Origin of the sequence: Pseudomonas oleovorans subsp. oleovorans (assembly GCF_002197815.1) — a bacterium.
Classification (GTDB): Bacteria; Pseudomonadota; Gammaproteobacteria; order Pseudomonadales; family Pseudomonadaceae; genus Aquipseudomonas; species Aquipseudomonas oleovorans.
Genome location: NZ_NIUB01000042.1, coordinates 21602 through 37145, shown reverse-complemented (window position 1 = coordinate 37145; position 15544 = coordinate 21602). Strand labels below are relative to the sequence as shown.

15 protein-coding genes and 1 pseudogene are annotated in these 15544 nt (G+C 62.8%); 7 read left to right on the top strand and 9 right to left on the bottom strand.

Translation table 11 applies throughout. The features are described 5' to 3' along the window. The 3 genes and pseudogenes from PSOLE_RS24825 to PSOLE_RS19925 form a co-directional block, all read right to left on the bottom strand. Positions 1 to 131, bottom strand: a pseudogene (locus tag PSOLE_RS24825) (group II intron reverse transcriptase/maturase); the annotation flags it as partial. Between the two features lie 432 nt (positions 132 to 563). Next, positions 564 to 692: a hypothetical protein gene (locus PSOLE_RS24990; RefSeq protein ID WP_255311661.1), complete on the bottom strand. Its 129-nt coding sequence runs from the start codon at positions 690 to 692 to the stop codon at positions 564 to 566. A 12-nt stretch (positions 693 to 704) separates the two neighbouring features. After that, positions 705 to 2129, bottom strand: a complete 1425-nt coding sequence (locus PSOLE_RS19925) for an aspartate ammonia-lyase (RefSeq protein ID WP_074859874.1) — start codon at positions 2127 to 2129, stop codon at positions 705 to 707. A gap of 354 nt (positions 2130 to 2483) precedes the next feature. Between PSOLE_RS19925 and PSOLE_RS19920 the strand changes: the two genes are divergently transcribed. Further along, positions 2484 to 3389 carry a LysR substrate-binding domain-containing protein gene (locus tag PSOLE_RS19920; RefSeq protein WP_004422954.1) on the top strand — a complete coding sequence of 302 codons (906 nt, stop codon included), beginning with the start codon at positions 2484 to 2486 and terminating at the stop codon, positions 3387 to 3389. A 55-nt stretch (positions 3390 to 3444) separates the two neighbouring features. Here the strand turns inward: PSOLE_RS19920 and PSOLE_RS19915 are convergent, their stop codons facing one another. From PSOLE_RS19915 to PSOLE_RS19905, 3 genes are all read right to left on the bottom strand, one after another. Next, positions 3445 to 4326 carry a restriction endonuclease gene (locus PSOLE_RS19915; protein WP_074859877.1) on the bottom strand — a complete coding sequence of 294 codons (882 nt, stop codon included), beginning with the start codon at positions 4324 to 4326 and terminating at the stop codon, positions 3445 to 3447. Positions 4327 to 4655: 329 nt separating this feature from the next. Further along, on the bottom strand, positions 4656 to 5750 hold the full coding sequence (locus PSOLE_RS19910) for a polyamine ABC transporter substrate-binding protein (RefSeq protein ID WP_074859870.1): 1095 nt from the start codon (positions 5748 to 5750) through the stop codon (positions 4656 to 4658). Positions 5751 to 5976: 226 nt separating this feature from the next. Beyond that, positions 5977 to 7005: a histone deacetylase family protein gene (locus PSOLE_RS19905; RefSeq protein WP_074859867.1), complete on the bottom strand. Its 1029-nt coding sequence runs from the start codon at positions 7003 to 7005 to the stop codon at positions 5977 to 5979. Positions 7006 to 7215: 210 nt separating this feature from the next. On the opposite strand from PSOLE_RS19905, the gene PSOLE_RS19900 reads away from it, so the two are divergent. From PSOLE_RS19900 to PSOLE_RS19880, 5 genes are read left to right on the top strand one after another with little or no spacing between them, the layout of a single operon-like run. Next, the gene (locus tag PSOLE_RS19900) at positions 7216 to 7485 is read left to right on the top strand and encodes a PepSY domain-containing protein (RefSeq protein ID WP_004422950.1); all 270 of its coding nucleotides are present in this window, start codon (positions 7216 to 7218) and stop codon (positions 7483 to 7485) included. Between the two features lie 41 nt (positions 7486 to 7526). After that, the gene (locus PSOLE_RS19895) at positions 7527 to 7829 is read left to right on the top strand and encodes a PepSY domain-containing protein (RefSeq protein ID WP_074859864.1); all 303 of its coding nucleotides are present in this window, start codon (positions 7527 to 7529) and stop codon (positions 7827 to 7829) included. Positions 7830 to 7839: 10 nt separating this feature from the next. Then, complete coding sequence (locus PSOLE_RS19890; RefSeq protein WP_074859861.1) at positions 7840 to 9117, top strand: sialidase family protein; 1278 nt, start codon at positions 7840 to 7842, stop codon at positions 9115 to 9117. Then, positions 9110 to 9700: a hypothetical protein gene (locus PSOLE_RS19885; RefSeq protein WP_074859858.1), complete on the top strand. Its 591-nt coding sequence runs from the start codon at positions 9110 to 9112 to the stop codon at positions 9698 to 9700. Before PSOLE_RS19890 ends, PSOLE_RS19885 begins: the two co-directional genes overlap by 8 nt. After that, positions 9697 to 11733 (top strand): LTA synthase family protein, encoded by a 2037-nt coding sequence (locus tag PSOLE_RS19880; RefSeq protein WP_074859856.1) that lies wholly within the window; start codon positions 9697 to 9699, stop codon positions 11731 to 11733. The genes PSOLE_RS19885 and PSOLE_RS19880 overlap by 4 nt, the downstream gene beginning before the upstream one ends. A gap of 194 nt (positions 11734 to 11927) precedes the next feature. Here the strand turns inward: PSOLE_RS19880 and PSOLE_RS19875 are convergent, their stop codons facing one another. The 3 genes from PSOLE_RS19875 to adhP all read right to left on the bottom strand — a co-directional run bounded on the left by PSOLE_RS19875 (position 11928) and on the right by adhP (position 14633). Then, entirely contained in the window at positions 11928 to 12920 is a 993-nt protein-coding gene (locus PSOLE_RS19875; protein ID WP_074859853.1) for an AraC family transcriptional regulator, read from the bottom strand. A gap of 81 nt (positions 12921 to 13001) precedes the next feature. Then, positions 13002 to 13385 (bottom strand): hypothetical protein, encoded by a 384-nt coding sequence (locus PSOLE_RS19870; RefSeq protein WP_004422943.1) that lies wholly within the window; start codon positions 13383 to 13385, stop codon positions 13002 to 13004. Between the two features lie 225 nt (positions 13386 to 13610). Beyond that, positions 13611 to 14633: an alcohol dehydrogenase AdhP gene (gene adhP, locus PSOLE_RS19865; RefSeq protein WP_004422941.1), complete on the bottom strand. Its 1023-nt coding sequence runs from the start codon at positions 14631 to 14633 to the stop codon at positions 13611 to 13613. Between the two features lie 276 nt (positions 14634 to 14909). Here adhP and purE point away from each other — a divergent pair, with 276 nt between their 5' ends. Beyond that, entirely contained in the window at positions 14910 to 15401 is a 492-nt protein-coding gene (purE, locus tag PSOLE_RS19860; protein ID WP_074859849.1) for a 5-(carboxyamino)imidazole ribonucleotide mutase, read from the top strand. Positions 15402 to 15544 lie beyond the last annotated feature (143 nt).

Below are 15544 nucleotides of genomic sequence, written 5' to 3'. Positions count from 1 at the left end.
TGGTGAGCGCTTCTGCCCGGACGGAAGCCGTAGCTATAGTCCGAGAACAGCGGATCGAAGATCGGCGTGAGCTGTTGCAGCAGGGCTTGCTGGATCAGGCGATCCACGACACTGGGAATGCCCAGTTCACGCCCATCCCGTCGCCTCTCGACAATCGGTAGCACAATGGCAAGCGTACAGATCTCCCAGGGTAATTCGCGCGACCTTCCAGCTTATGCCTGGCGGATCTACGTCGTAGCGTGCCGTGCAAGTACCGGGCTTTGACGAATTGGGCCGCCTCACCCCGCTACGCCGCCTCCATCCGCTTCCTGTTCGTCAGGCCAGCCATTTGCTTCCGGCTTCCTTCAGATTCGCAGTCACCCGCGACACCCTTGCCTTCCGCTAGCACTTCCCCTTGCCGGGCGTGCAGAGGACTTTCACCTCCAAGTCGTCCGGTTCACCACCACAGTGAACCGAACAGCGCCAGTCACGGCGCTACGCGCCATGCCTGGCGCACCCAAAAAAAGGGATGGCCGAGGCCATCCCTGAAGATCGAGGCTGGTGATGCCTCCTATGAAAGACGCTCAGCTGCGTTGACGAGCTGGTGCCTGGCTCGCGCCGGTGTAGAAACCCGCCAGGCCCGGCCAGAAGCGGCGCGGCGGATGCAGGGTGCGGAACAGGAACTTGACGCTGGGGGGCTGTGACGGTTGCATGGTCGTTCTCCGTTACTGCTGCAGGGGCACGAGGCGTGGGGCGATCATGTTCTCGGGGCGCAGAATGTCGGCCAGGGTGGCCTCATCCAGCAACTGCTCCTCGCGCACCAGTTCCAGCACGCCGCGCCCGCTTTCCAGGGCGACCTTGGCGATGCGCGTGGCGTTCTCGTAGCCGATGTAGGGGTTCAGCGCGGTGATCAGGCCGATGGAGTTTTCCATCAGTTCGCGGCAGCGCGCTTCGTTGGCGGTGATACCGTCGATGCACAGTTCGCGCAGCATATCCATGGCGCGGGTGAGCAGGCGGATCGAGTCGAAGATCTTGTAGGCGATCAGCGGCTCCATCACGTTCAGCTGCAGCTGGCCACCTTCGGCGGCCATGGTCAGCGCCAGGTCGTTGCCGATCACTTCGAAGGCCACCTGATTGACTGCCTCGGGGATCACCGGGTTGACCTTGCCCGGCATGATCGAGCTGCCCGGCTGACGCGCCGGCAGGTTGATTTCGTTGATGCCGGTACGCGGGCCGCTGGACAGCAGGCGCAGGTCGTTGCAGATCTTCGACAGCTTGACCGCCGTGCGCTTGAGCATGCCGGAGAACAGCACGAAGGCGCCCATGTCGCTGGTGGCTTCGATCAGGTCGGCCGCCGGCTTGAGCGGGTGACCGCTGATCACGCTCAGGCGCTTGACCGCCAGGGCCTGGTATTTCGGGTCGGCGTTGATGCCGGTGCCGATGGCGGTGCCGCCCAGGTTGACCTCGGTGAGCAGCGCCGGGGCGAGCATCTTCAGGTGCTGTAGGTCTTCGCCCAGGGTGGTGGCGAAGGCGTGGAATTCCTGACCCAGAGTCATCGGCACGGCGTCCTGCAACTGGGTGCGACCCATCTTCAGCACATGGCCGAACTCCAGCCCTTTGGAGGCGAAGGACTGAATCAGCTTGTCCAGCGCACTCAGCAGGCTGTCATGGCCGAGCAGCAGGCCCAGGCGAATGGCAGTCGGGTAGGCGTCGTTGGTCGACTGCGCCATGTTCACATCGTTGTTCGGGTGCAGGTGCTGGTACTGGCCTTTCTCAAAGCCCATGGCCTCCAGCGCGATGTTGGCGATGACCTCGTTGGCGTTCATGTTGGTCGAGGTGCCGGCGCCGCCCTGGATCATGTCGACCACGAACTGCTCGTGGAACTCGCCCTGGATGATGCGTGCGCAGGCGGTGCTGATTGCCGTGTGCTTGGCGGCGGACAGATGGCCCAGCTCGCGGTTGGCGTCCGCCGAGGCCTGCTTGACCATGGCCAGGCCGATTACCAGCTTCGGATAATGCGACAGCGGCACACCGGACAGGCGGAAGTTCTGCACGGCGCGCAGGGTCTGGATACCGTAATAGGCATCGGCGGGGACTTCGAGGGTGCCGAGCAGGTCTTTTTCGACGCGAACAGATGCAGCAGGGGACATGATCGAGATGACTCTTGGGGAATACGGCGAGTGCCGCGATACCCATAGAATAGGGGCTCCAACCGTCTCGCTACCAATGCCGTTACTTGCTGTCCTATGCACAATCGGCATAATGTCGAAGTGACCGCGCACTAGCGACAAACGTAGGGTGGGTTAGCCGCATGCCACCGGCGTCAAATGTCACGCCGATAGCGCTGCGGCGTAACCCACCACCGGCGCAACACGGTCGGCCCTCTGATTGTTTCTGTAGGAGCCGCGCCTCGCGGCGAATGCTCTGGCCGGGCGCCAGAAATCCTTCGCCCCGAGGCGCGGCTCCTACACGGGCGCAAACCGGATCAGCACGCGGAGCCTGCGATGAACCTGGAAACCAAATGGCTGGAAGACTTCGTCACCCTGGCCGCCACCCGCAGCTTTTCCCAGGCTGCGGAAAAGCGCTTCGTCACCCAGCCGGCATTCAGCCGACGTATCCGCAGCCTGGAAGGCATGCTCGGCCTGACCCTGGTCGACCGTTCCTGCACCCCGGTCGAGCTGACCGAGTCCGGCAAGTTGTTCCTGGTGACCGCGCGCAGCCTGGTCGAACAGCTTGGCGAAGTGGTGCGCCACCTGCACAACCTCGAAGGCCAGCAGGGCGAGATGCTGTCGATTGCCGCCGCCCACTCGCTGACCCTGGGTTTCTTTCCGGAATGGATCGCCCGCCTGCGCCGCGAAGGTCTGCCACTGACCACCCGCCTGGTGGCGACCAACGTCGGCGAAGCGGTGCATTCACTGCGTGAAGGCGCCTGCGACCTGATCCTTGCCTATTACGACCCTGACGCGGCGCTGCAGATGGACCCGGCGATCTTCCCCTCGCTGCACCTGGGCGCCACATCGATGTTGCCGGTATGCGCGGTCAACGAGTCCGGCGCGCCGCTGTACGACCTCGACAATGGCCAGAGCGTACCGCTGCTGGCTTACAGCGCCGGCGCCTTTCTCGGTCGCTCGGTCAACCTGCTGCTACGCCAGCGCGCATTACGCTCGACCACCGTGTACGAAACCGCTATGGCCGACAGCCTCAAGAGCATGGCCCTGCAGGGCATGGGCGTGGCCTGGGTGCCACGGCTATCAGTGACTGCGGAACTGGCCCGTGGCGAACTGACTATCTGTGGCGCAGAGCAGTGGCAGATTCCACTGGAAATCCGCCTATACCGCTGCGCCCTGGTGCGCAAGGCGGCGGTGCGTTTGCTGTGGCGCAAGCTGGAGACGGGGGAGGTAGGGGGCTGATTTTTAGCATGCTCGCGCTCTGCACCTGTCTTTCGGAGCGCATCTGATTTAGGAGTTATATATCTTCAGAATCGAAAAAATCATTATCAACAGTTTTAACCTCATAGATGTTTTTTACTTGAACACCTACGTTGTACTTATGCATGAGGTCTACAAGCTTTGACCCATCAAGTAAAATTATCTTATGGTGTGCGTCGCGAGCTTTATTTTTAGCTTTTTCATCAAACGATGACGTTGTAACAAAAATGCCTTTATGTGTGTCGCCACTCATTGCGCCAATAAAGTTGCGAATGTCCGTTTCACGGACTTTGTTTTCATTGTAGCGTTTGGCTTGAATATATATTTTTTCCAGCCCTAATTGATCCTCGTTTATGATTCCGTCAATGCCGCCATCGCCGGATTTAGAGGTCTCAATGAATTCTCCATAGCCCATTTTCTTTAAAAGGATTAGTATTATTTTTTCAAAGGCATATGGGTCAATTGTTTTCAACTTTGATAGAAGTTCGTCTTTAATTTCGCGCTCAATCCGCTCAAAGCCAGTGTCTATTAGATCCTGTGGGCTAGCGCTTTCCTCTTCTATAAGAAGTTTCTCAGGCTTGCTATTTTCAGGTTGATAGAAATTTATAACGTCAGCCTGTATTTCAGGAAGTGTTATGTTTTCTGCTTTTGTAAAAAGTCCTTTATCTGTTATTTGGACGAACCCTCGCTGCGGGTAATGAACCAGTCCGCCTTTTTTCAAGTAGGACTTGCCCCAGGCGATTCTATTTTCTATGACCCTGTCGCCGCTTTTAGTTGTTTGTTGTAGTAGTTCATAAGGTAGGTGCGAGTAGAAGTTTTCCTCCACGCGCCTTATTAACTCTCGACCCTTTATGATCTTGCCATCTCTCAGTATTTCTAGTATCGGTATGAATGTTTCATTAAACTTTGGCAAATCCATTTTAATTCTCTTAGCCTTCTGCAGCGTTGTAGCACACATGCAAAGCGTAGTGTTTTCCAGTTATAGAGGCCAAGGAGTCGGCGTCTTTCACCGCACAATAACCACTGGTCATAATTGGCTGCAAGCTGCTTTTTTGTATTGCTCCAACGCTCCGCGCGGCACCACAGACTAAGACGCTCTGCGTCCGTTTCGATCTTCATAGTCGCCAGTACCACCCGGGATGACGCGCAGCGCCACAAACGCCGGTGCCAACGCAGAGCGTGGGCACCATCGGTACAAAGAGCGTCGTGGGCGGTATGCCGCTTCAGCCGCGAGCCGTCCGCGACGAATCACTTGCCCGACTTGATCGACGTCCACGCCCGCGTACGCACGCGCTCGATCTTCTGCGGCAGCGGCTGCACCACGTACAGCGACTTCTGCAGCTCTGGCGTTGGCGTCAGGTCGGGGTCGGCGGCGATTTCCGCGCCCACCAGTTGCATGCCCGGCACGTTGGGGTTGGGGTAGCCGAGAAAATCGCTGATCGGGGCGATGACCTTGGGTTCGAGCAGGTGGTTGATGAAGGCATGCGCCTCGTCGACGTTCTGCGCGCTCTTGGGGATGGCCCAGGTGTCGAACCAGATCGGCGCGCCTTCCTTCGGCAGGCGCCAGTTGATCACCACGCCGTTACCGGCTTCCTTGGCGCGGTTGGCGAACTGGTAGAAGCTGCCGGAGTAGCCGATGGCCACGCAGATATCGCCGTTGGCGATGTCGGTCATGTACTTGGCGGAGTGGAAGTAGGCCACGTAGGGGCGCACCTTGAGCAGCAGTTCGGTGACCTTGTCGTAGTCGGCCGGGTTGGCGCTGTTGGGGTCGAGGCCCAGGTAGTGCAGGGCGATGGGGATAATCTCGGTGGGCGAGTCGAGCATGGCCACGCCGCAGGATTTCAGCTTCTCCATGTACTCGGGCTTGAACACCAGGTCCCAGCTGTTGACCGGCGCGTCGTCACCGAGCGCAGCCTTGACCTTGTCCGGGTTGTAGCCGATCAGCACGGTGCCGTACATGTAGGGCACGCCGTACTGGTTGCCCGGGTCGTTCTTCTCCAGCAGGCCAAGCAGCACCGGGTCGAGATTCTTCCAGTTGGGCAGCTTGGACTTATCCAGCGGGGCGAATACGCCGGCCTTGATCTGGGTTTCGAGGAACTGGTTGGACGGGATCACCAGGTCATAGCCGGAGTTGCCGGTGAGCAGCTTGGCTTCCAGCGCCTCGTTGGTCTCGAAGGTGTCCCAGGTGATCTGAATGCCGGACTCCTTCTGGAAGTCCTTGGGCACGGACGGCAGGATGTAGTCGGCCCAGTTGTATACGCGCAGCTCCTTGGCCTGCACCGCGCCGCTGAGCAGGGTGGCGCCGCACAGGGCGACGCCGAGCATCTGTTTGATGGTATTCATCGTTTCCTCACCCCTGAAGTGTTGTTGGTCTTCTTCTGTACCCGCAGGGCAATCGCATGAAGCCAAGTGCCCCGATAAGTCGCCGCTAAGGAAACTCTGAAAAACTCGTCATTCCCGCGCAAGCGGGAATCCAGAACCTGCGAAACTCCTGGGCTCCCGCCTTCGCGGGAGTGACGATAAATAACTTTTTCAGAACATCCCTAAAGTGCCTCCCACAACCGGGCGGCTATACGCCCTCGAAGCCTTCGAGCACGTTGACTGCGTTGACGCCGATGGCCTCCACTGCGTAGCCGCCTTCCATGATGAACAGGGTTGGCACGCCGAGGGCGGCGATGCGTCGGCCCATGGTCAGATAGTCCGGGCTGTCGAGCTTGAACTGCGAGATCGGATCTTCCATGTAGGTGTCCACGCCCAGCGACACCACCACCACCTCGGCGCCGTACTCGGCGATGCGCTGGCAGGCCTGCTCCAGGGCCGCGCTCCAGGTGTCCCAGGCGCTACCCATGGGCAACGGGTAGTTGAAGTTACAGCCCTCGCCGGCGCCCTCGCCCAGTTCGTCGGCGTAACCGAGGAAGAACGGGAACTCCTCGGCCGGGTCGCCGTGGATCGAGGCGAACAGCACATCGCTGCGCTGGTAGAAGATGTCCTGGGTGCCGTTGCCGTGGTGGTAGTCGACATCGAGGATGGCCACCTTCCTGCGGCCCTGGTCGAGGAAGGCCTGGGCAGCGATGGCGGCGTTGTTCAGGTAGCAGTAACCGCCCATCACGTCGCTGGCGGCATGGTGGCCTGGCGGCCGGCACAGGGCGAAGGCGCTGTGGGCGCCGTTGGCGATTTCCTGCTGGGCACTGAGCGCAACCTGGGCGGCGCTGTAGGCGGCCTGCCAGGTGCCGGCAGTGATCGGCGCGCCGCCGTCGAAGCTGTAATAGCCGAGCTGGCCGTGCAGGTCACTGGGGATCATCCGCCGCAGCGTGCGCGCCGGCCAGGTGAAGGGCAGCAGATCACCGGTGCCGCCCTGTTCCTGCCAGCGCGCCCAGGCGTCCTGAAAGAACTCCAGGTAGGCCTTGCTGTGGATGCGCGCGATGGGCGCCAGGCCGAAATCCCCGGGGGCGCGAACCTCGCCAAGCTGGCGAGCCTTGACACGGGCGAGGATATGGTCGGCGCGCTGTGGCTTCTCGAAGCAGGGCATCAGTTGCCCGTCGATCAGCTCGCATTTGCCGTGGTGCAGGTGGTGGTCGTCGCTGTAGTAGGTGAGCATGCAATGCGCTCCAGGCTCGTTGTTGTGCCTGCATTGTTCGCCTGCCCGACCAGCGTCGAGAACATTGGCAACGGCCAAAAGGGGATCGAAATGGCCAAATTGCCTTGCCACCGGCACGGGGGTGGAAGATGAAACGCGGTATGAGTCTTAAGTTTTCGTTAAGCCTTTGTGCCGAGAGTGACGCCACCGCACCACATCAGGAGCCTTCTCATGCGTCGTCTACTGCTCGTTCCCGCTCTGCTGGCATGCGCCGCGCCGGCCTTGGCCAAGACCGAATGCACCACGGCCGAGCGTTCAACCTGGCAGGACCCCGAGCAGTTTCAGGCCAAACTCGTGGCCGATGGTTACAGAATCAACACGTTCAAGATCACCGAAGGCAATTGCTACGAGATCTATGGTTTTGATCGAGAAGGCCGTAAAGTCGAGATCTACCATGACCCGGTCAGCGGCAATGCCGTGAAGACCGAGAGCAAAGACTGATCATCACCCCAGGCGTTATGCCTTCTTGACGAGAACCTACCATGCCCCGTTTAGCCCGAGCCGTACTGGGCAGCCTGCTGATGCTGTGCGCCACACCGTTACTGGCCGATACCGAATGCGCCCGCCCTGATCGCAGCGCCTGGATGCCCGAATCGCAGTTCCGCGAGCAGATGAAGCGCCAGGGCGTGCAGATCACCAAGTTCCGCATCACTCCCGGTAATTGCTACGAGATCTATGGCTTCGACCGTGAGGGTCGCAAGCTGGAAATCTATTACGATCCGGTCGATGCCCAGCCTGTAGAAGACGTGGCCAGCGCACAGCTGGCATTGCCCCGACATCCCTGAATCCGCGACCATGACCTCAACCTTCAAGACCTGCGCCCTGCTGTTGGGCGCCGCCTCCGTGTTCGCCTTCGCCTGGCTCGCCGGCAGCTCGCACGAATTGGCGCCCTTTGCCCGCGCCCCCGCGCTGCCGGGCAATACGACACCCGCCATGGCGGCGCATTTTGCCTCCTCCGATCTGGAGGATTTCGTTCATTCCGCCTCCATCACCGACCTGCCTGGCGGTGATCTGATGGCGGTCTGGTTCGCCGGCACGCGCGAAGGCGCTGCCGATGTGCAGATCCGCGCCGCACGCTTCGATGCCGCCAGTGGCCAGTGGAGCGCCGAGCGTGTGCTGGCCAGCCGCGAGTCGACCCAGCATGCCGTGGGCAAGCACATCCGCAAGCTGGGCAACCCGGTGATCAGCCTGGCGCCGGACAACCGCCTGTGGCTGTTCTACGTTTCGGTGTCGCTCGGAGGTTGGGCCGGTAGCGCGGTCAATGCCATGGTTTCCGACGACCTTGGCGACACCTGGTCGGCGCCCCGGCAACTGGTCACCAGCCCATTCCTCAACATCAGCACCCTGGTGCGCGCCACCCCCGTGTTCCATGCTGACGGCAGCATCGGCCTGCCGGTGTATCACGAGTTTCTCGGCAAGTTTCCCGAGTACCTGCACCTGAGCGCGAACGGTGAAGTGCTGGGCAAGCACCGCATCGGCAAGGGCCGCTACTCGCTGCAGCCCACCGTAGTGGCGTTGGACGACAAGCGTGCCGTGGCCCTCTTGCGTTATGCCGGCGAGGAGCACCATCGCGTACTGGCCAGCTACAGCGAAGATACCGGGCGCAACTGGAGCCAGCCCGAGCCGGTGGAGCCGAGCAACCCCAACTCATCGCTGGCGGCGGTCGGTCGCCCGGACGGCAGCCTGCTGGTGGCGATGAATGACCTTGAAGACGGGCGCTTTCGCCTGACGCTCTATGCCACCGACGCTAACCTGAACAACTGGCGTAACCTGGGTGAGCTCGACGAAAGCCCCAACCCCTGGGGCGAGCCGATCGCGCGGGATGAATTTCCCGCCGTGGTCAGTGAGAAATACCTGGCCAGCGGCGGCAAGCCCGAGCAGCAGGCGACCTTCCTCGAGCGGGTGAGCGCGCGCATGTGCAGCGACGACGGTTGTTCCTTCGACTACGAATATCCCTACTTCGTCCGTGATCGCGAGGGTGCCTATCACCTGGTCTATTCGTGGAACGACATGTTCATCAAGCACCTGACCTTCAACGAGGCCTGGGTCTCGGAGCGCCACCCGCATGACTGATTTCTGGCTACCACACCTGGCCTTTACCCTGTTGCTGTTCCTGATCTTCACCCGGCTGGCGCGTACTGCCCTGCAGCGCGGCATCCTGCTGGCGGGCTGCCTGCTGCTCAGCCTGCTGCCGGCGCAGGGCATCAGCCTGGCGCTGCAGTTGCGTACCTATATCGGCGATCTGTCGGTGGCTAGCCTGGTGCTGCTGGGCTGGGCGACCCTGAGCCGCTTTGGCCTGGCGCCTGCCAGCTCGCGTGATCGGCTGGCCAGCCTGGCGCTGTTCGCCGGCCTGGCCGTGCTGCTCTATCCGGCAGCACTCGGCCTGAGCTATGCCGACCCCTATCAGCTGGGCTTCGAACCCCGGCCGATGCTGCTGGTGCTGGGCTTGCTGTGCGCGGTGCTGATCCTCCAGCGCAGCTGGCTCGGCGCCCTGGCGCTGGTGCTGGCAACCCTGGCCTTCGCCCTGCGCCTGGGCGCCTCGGAAAATTACTGGGACTACCTGATCGACCCCTACCTGGCCCTCTATAGCCTGGGTGCGCTGCTGAGTGCCGCTGTGCGCTGGCTGCTGGCCCGACCGACAAGGAAACTCGCATGAGCTGGCTGAAATCCCGCCGCCTGCATTACCTGGCAGGCCTCACGGCGCTGCTGTTCGTGCTCTTCGCCACCCTGCGCGGGGTGTTTCTGCTGGGCTTCTCCGCTGTCGACAGCATCGGCGAACCGGACGTGCTGCCCACGCTCGGCATCGGCCTGCGTTTCGACCTGCGCCTGGCCCTGCTGCTGATGCTGCCGGTCGGCATTCTGCTGGCGCTGCCCAAGCTGCGCCTGGCGCGCTTTCGCGCCGTGCGCTGGCTGCTGCGCGGCTACCTACTGCTGGTCGTGGCGGCGCTGGGCCTGCTGTACATAGTCGATTTCGGCCACTACGCCTACCTGGGCGTGCGCCTCAACGCCACGGTGCTGCGCTTTGCCGGCGATGCGCAGATCTCTGCCGGCATGCTCTGGCAGACCTACCCGGTGCTGTGGATAACCCTGGCCTGGCTGGCCGGTGTAGCGCTGTCGGCCTGGGCGTTGCTGCGCCTGGAGCGCGCGACCCTGGACCGGCCGCAGGCTCAGCAGGTCGGTGTGTTGCCGGCCCTCGGCGGTGCGGCAGTGGTCGCTGTGCTGGTGTTCTTCGGCCTGCTCGGCCGCGCCAGCGCGCTGAACCTGGAGAACCCGGTGCCGCTGCGCTGGAGCGATGCCTTCTACAGCGGTAACAGTCAGGTCGGTGCGCTCGGGATCAATCCGGCGCTGTTTCTCTTCGATACCCTCAAGCTTGAGCCTGCCGCCTTCGACGAGACGGCCACGCGCGAGCATTACCAGGTGGTGGCCGATTACCTGGGCGTCAGCGAGCACGATGCGCAGGGGCTGAACTTCTTCCGTCACCAGCCGGTGCAGGCGCACCGCATCCAGGCAGAACGCCAGCCCAACGTGATCTTCGTCATGCTCGAATCGCTCGGCACCAGCGCCGTGGGCGCCTACGGCAACCCGCTGAACCCGACGCCCAATCTGGATCGTCTGGCTCAGGAAAGCTGGTTTTTCCGTCACTTCTACGTGCCGGTCACCGGCACCGCCAAGACGGTGTGGGCGAGCATCACCGGCATCCCTGACGTGTCGCGCCAGGAGACCGCCACGCGCAACCCGCTGATCGCCCGCCAGCGCACGCTGATCAACGCGCTCGACGGCTACGAGAAGTTCTACATGATCGGCGGCAACGCCGGCTGGGCCAACATCAATGCGTTGATCCGCCAGAGCATCGACGGCGTGCAACTCTATGAAGAGCGTAACTGGCAGTCGCCCCAGGTGGACGTGTGGGGTATCTCCGACCTGGATTTCTTCAAGGAAAGCACGCGCATTCTCGGCGCTCTGCCCAAGGACAAGCCGTTCTTCGCCTACTTGCAGACCTCCGGCAACCACCGGCCCTTCACCATCCCCAAGGATAACGACGGTTTCGAGGCGCTCGACCTGCCGCTGGAACAGGTGCAGCAGGCCGGCTCGCGCAGTGTCGAGCAGTACAACGCGGTGCGCCTGCTGGACTTCAACATCGGCCGCCTGATGGAGCTGGCCAAGGAGCAGGGCTTCTACGACGACACCATTTTCGTCTTCTTCGGCGACCACAACACCCGCATCAGTCAGATCCCGCACATGGCGCCGGCCTTCGAGCAACTGGGGCTGGAGAGCAACAACGTGCCGCTGCTGATTCATGCACCGAAGTGGCTGGCGCCGCGCGAGTTCGACGCGGCCGTGGGCCTGGCCGACCTGCTGCCGACCGTGGCCGGGCTGGTCGGCGTGCCCTTCGACAACGGCGGTCTCGGCCGCGACCTGCAACTGCCGGCGCCGGAAGGCGAACGCGTGGTGCCGCTGGTGCTGCAGGAAGGCACCTTCCCGGTGATCGGCGCGGTGACGCGCGACTTTCTCGTGCAGATGCAGCACGACGGCAGCTCGCCGACGCTGCACGACCTGCGCTCGCCGACCCCGCGCGACAACGTCGCCGAGCGCCACCCGCAAGAGTTCCAGCGCTTGTTGGCGCTGGGACGTGGCCTGCATGAAGCAGCGCGCTTGCAGATGTATCGCAACGTGCAGGCGCAGGAATGAGCGATGCCTGTGGGAGGCGCTTCAGCGGCGAGCTTTATCGCGGCTGAAGCCGCTCCCACGGTTTCGGTGATCGCCCGGTAATCACACATCGCCCGCAAGCGGGCTCCTACAGGGGAATCGGGCATTTCGTAGGAGCCGGCTTGCCGGCGATTCGTACCCCACAGGCCCGCGCCAGTGCCCGGGATTGCATACGGCTATGCGCGAAAGCGACTCGGCGGCACGCCGCTCCAGCGCTGGAAGGCGTGGCGGAAGCTGGCGGTTTCGCTGAAGCCGAGCACTTCGGCGATACGGTACACCGGCCATTGCTCCTCGCCGAGCAGCGCCTTGGCGCGCTCGAAGCGCAGCTCGTCGAGCAGGCCCTGGTAGCTGGTGCCCAGTTCCTGCAGGTGACGGCGCAGGGTACGCGGCGAGCAATGCATCTGCTGCGCCAGGTTCTCCAGCCCCGGCGGCTCGGCCAACTGCGCGGCGAGCAACTGGCGCACCCGCTCCAGCCAGGCCTGGCGGCTGCTGAACTCGGCGTTCAGACGGCGGCAGCGTTCCACCATGTCGCCGTGGGTCACGCTGTCGGCCAGCGGCAGCCGGCGTTCCAGCAACGCGGCGGGAAAGGCGAAGGCATTGCGCTGTGCCGAGAAACGCAGCGGGCAGGGAAAGCTCTGCGCATAGCGCGAGACGTAGTCTGGCCGAGCGTAGGTGAACTCGGCGCCTTCCAATGACAGCGGCTGGCGCAGCAGTTCATCACCGATCAGCTTCAGCGAGGCCAGGCACATCTCCACGTTGAACACTTCCAGCGCCTCGGCATCGCGGTAACCGCTGGCGCAGATCCAGGCCCGCTCGCCTTCCACCTGCATGTCGAGGCGAAAATAGGTGCCGAGTAGCGCCGGGTACTGCAGCAACAGACGCCAGGCGTCACCAAAGGTGGCAGCCGAGAGGGCGGCGTAACCCAGCAGCCCATAGGAGGAAACATGCAGGCTGCGCCCCAGGTCGAGCCCCAGATCAGCACGCAGGGCCAGGGCATTGGCACAGACCTGCAGCTCCTGCACCCGGGTGATGCGCGCGTCGGCATTGTCCAGATCAGCCGCACCAATACCGCTCCCGGCCAGCAATTGCGAGCGTAGTTCGGGCTGCTCGGCGAAGCGCTGGAGGATCAGGGAAACCACATGCAGGGTGGTCAGTCGGGCGTGCAGCATGATGCGTTCCGTCAGCGTGATTAGGCAAAGGAACGCAAGAAATATGCCGCGAGACGGCGGGCCGTAGCCCGCCCGAGAGGATCAGCGATTACGCAGAATGGCGTTGATGAAGTCGCCCTGATTCGGTTCATCCTTGTGCGTGGTGAACTGCAGTTGGCCGTCCTGCTCGCGCAACTTCATGCTTTCGCCGAAGCGGCAGTCGATGCCCTTGAGGGTCTTGGCCTCGGCCTTGTAGCGGTCGTCCTTGCCACACAGGTAGGCCATCTGGCTGACCACTTCACCGCAGAAACTCGGCACGCTGAGGCCGATCAGCTGCTCATCGGACATCGCGCTCCAGTCCACCTGGGCGCTCAGCGGGATGGCGCAGGCCTTGGAGGCTTCGCCGTCGATCTCCTGCTTCTGGTAAATCGCCAGGAGGACCTTCGGCTTCAGCGCCTTGGTGTCGGCGGAAGGAGCGAGCGCCAAGCTCACGCCCTGGCCGGCTCGAATACCTGCGGATGCTTGGCCAGATCCAGCGCAGCGGCTTGAAGGGAAAGCAGGGAGAGGGCAACGAGCGAAACGTACTGTTTCATGACGACACGTCCTTGTTCGGATGAAGAGCGCACAGTATAGCCCGCCGCCTGGCGGCGATCTGTGCGCCCGTCCGCGTCCGTTCTGTAGGAAAGTTGCCAGTGCGTGGCCTTGCTCGAATCAGAACTGCAGCACCACCCGCCCCTCGATCTGCCCGCCGCGCATCTGCTCGAAGATGCCATTGATGTTGTCGAGCGTGTCGCTGTGCACTGTGGCCTTGACCAGGCCCTCGCCAGCGAAATCCAGTGCCTCCTGCAAATCGGCGCGGGTGCCGACGATCGAGCCGGTGATCGTGATGGCCTTGAGCACCACGTCGAAAATCGGCGTGGGGAAGTCACCTGGCGGCAGGCCGACCAGCGCCACGGTGCCGCGCCTGCGCGCCATACCGATGGCCTGGCCAAAGGCGGCGTTGGACACCGCTGTGACCAGTACGCCATGGGCGCCACCGATATCGCGCTGCACCACCTCGGCCGGATTTTCCTTGCGCGCGTTGATGGTCAGGCTGGCGCCGAGCTTGCGCGCCAACTCCAGCTTGGCGTCGTCGACATCCACCGCGATGACGTGCAGGCCCATGGCGCGGGCATACTGCACTGCAACGTGGCCGAGGCCGCCGATACCGGAGATCGCCACCCACTGGCCGGGGCGCGCCCCGGTTTCCTTTAGCCCCTTGTATACCGTCACGCCGGCGCAAAGGATCGGCGCAATTTCCAGAAAATCGACGCTTTTCGGCAGGATGCCGACGTAGTTCGGATCAGCCAGCACGTATTCGGCGTAACCGCCGTTGATCGAATAGCCGGTGTTCTGCTGGCTCTCGCACAGGGTTTCCCAGCCGGTCAGGCAGTGTTCGCAGCAGCCGCAGGCGGTGTAGAGCCAGGGCACGCCGACACGGTCGCCTTCCTTGACCCGCGTGACGCCGCTGCCGACCGCCGCCACGTAGCCAACGCCCTCGTGGCCGGGAATGAACGGCAGACTCGGTTTCACCGGCCAGTCACCCTCGGCGGCGTGCAGGTCGGTGTGACAGACGCCCGAGGCCTCGATTTTCACCAGAATCTGCCCGGGGCCGGGCAGTGGGGTGTTCACCTCCTCGATACGCAACGGCTGCCCGAAGGCGTGGACGACGGCGGCTTTCATGGTCTGGTTCATGTGCGGTTCCTCTTGCATGCGAGTGGAGCGTCAGTTTGCGCGCGCAGCCCGTGCCGGCATTGCTCCAGAGCAAGGTTTAGCTGGTTTTCCCGCTCTGCCACACCCTGTATGACAAACGGTCATGTGCAGTGCGCGCCTGCCCTGGCTTTGCGTTATACTGCGCGGCCTTCGGCCGGCCGCACCCGGCCAACGAATCATGACAAGCCACGCTGGCCCGCCCGCGTGGCTTGTTGGTTTTTGACGCGCCGCGAGGCGCCCGAGAGAAGAGGCACTTTGATGAGCGCACTGGTTGGCGTGATCATGGGCTCCAAGTCCGATTGGCCCACCCTTAGCCACACCGCCGAGATGCTGGACAAGCTGGGCATCCCCCACGAGGTCAAGGTGGTTTCCGCCCACCGCACCCCGGATCTGCTGTTCCAGTACGCCGAAGAGGCTGAGGCGCGTGGCATTCAGGTGATCATCGCTGGCGCCGGTGGCGCCGCTCACCTGCCGGGCATGTGTGCGGCCAAGACGCACCTGCCGGTACTCGGCGTGCCGGTGCAGTCGTCCATGCTGTCGGGTGTCGACTCGCTGTTGTCGATCGTGCAGATGCCGGCCGGCATTCCGGTCGCCACCCTGGCCATCGGCAAGGCCGGCGCGGTCAACGCAGCGCTGCTGGCCGCCAGCATCCTCGGTCACCAGCATCCGCAGTTCCATGCGGCGCTGAAGCTGTTCCGTCAGGAACAGACCGATACCGTGCTGAGCAACCCGGACCCGCGCGAGGCCTGAAGCCATTCCATCAGGGGCAGCGACACGGCGCATGTGAACGCTGTGCGCTGCCCGGGATGCGCATTTACCGGCGTAAACTCCGCTTCCTGCGCTGCGGGCAGCGCTCAACTGCTTGGTCTCGCCACCTGCTGAAAAGGGGCTTT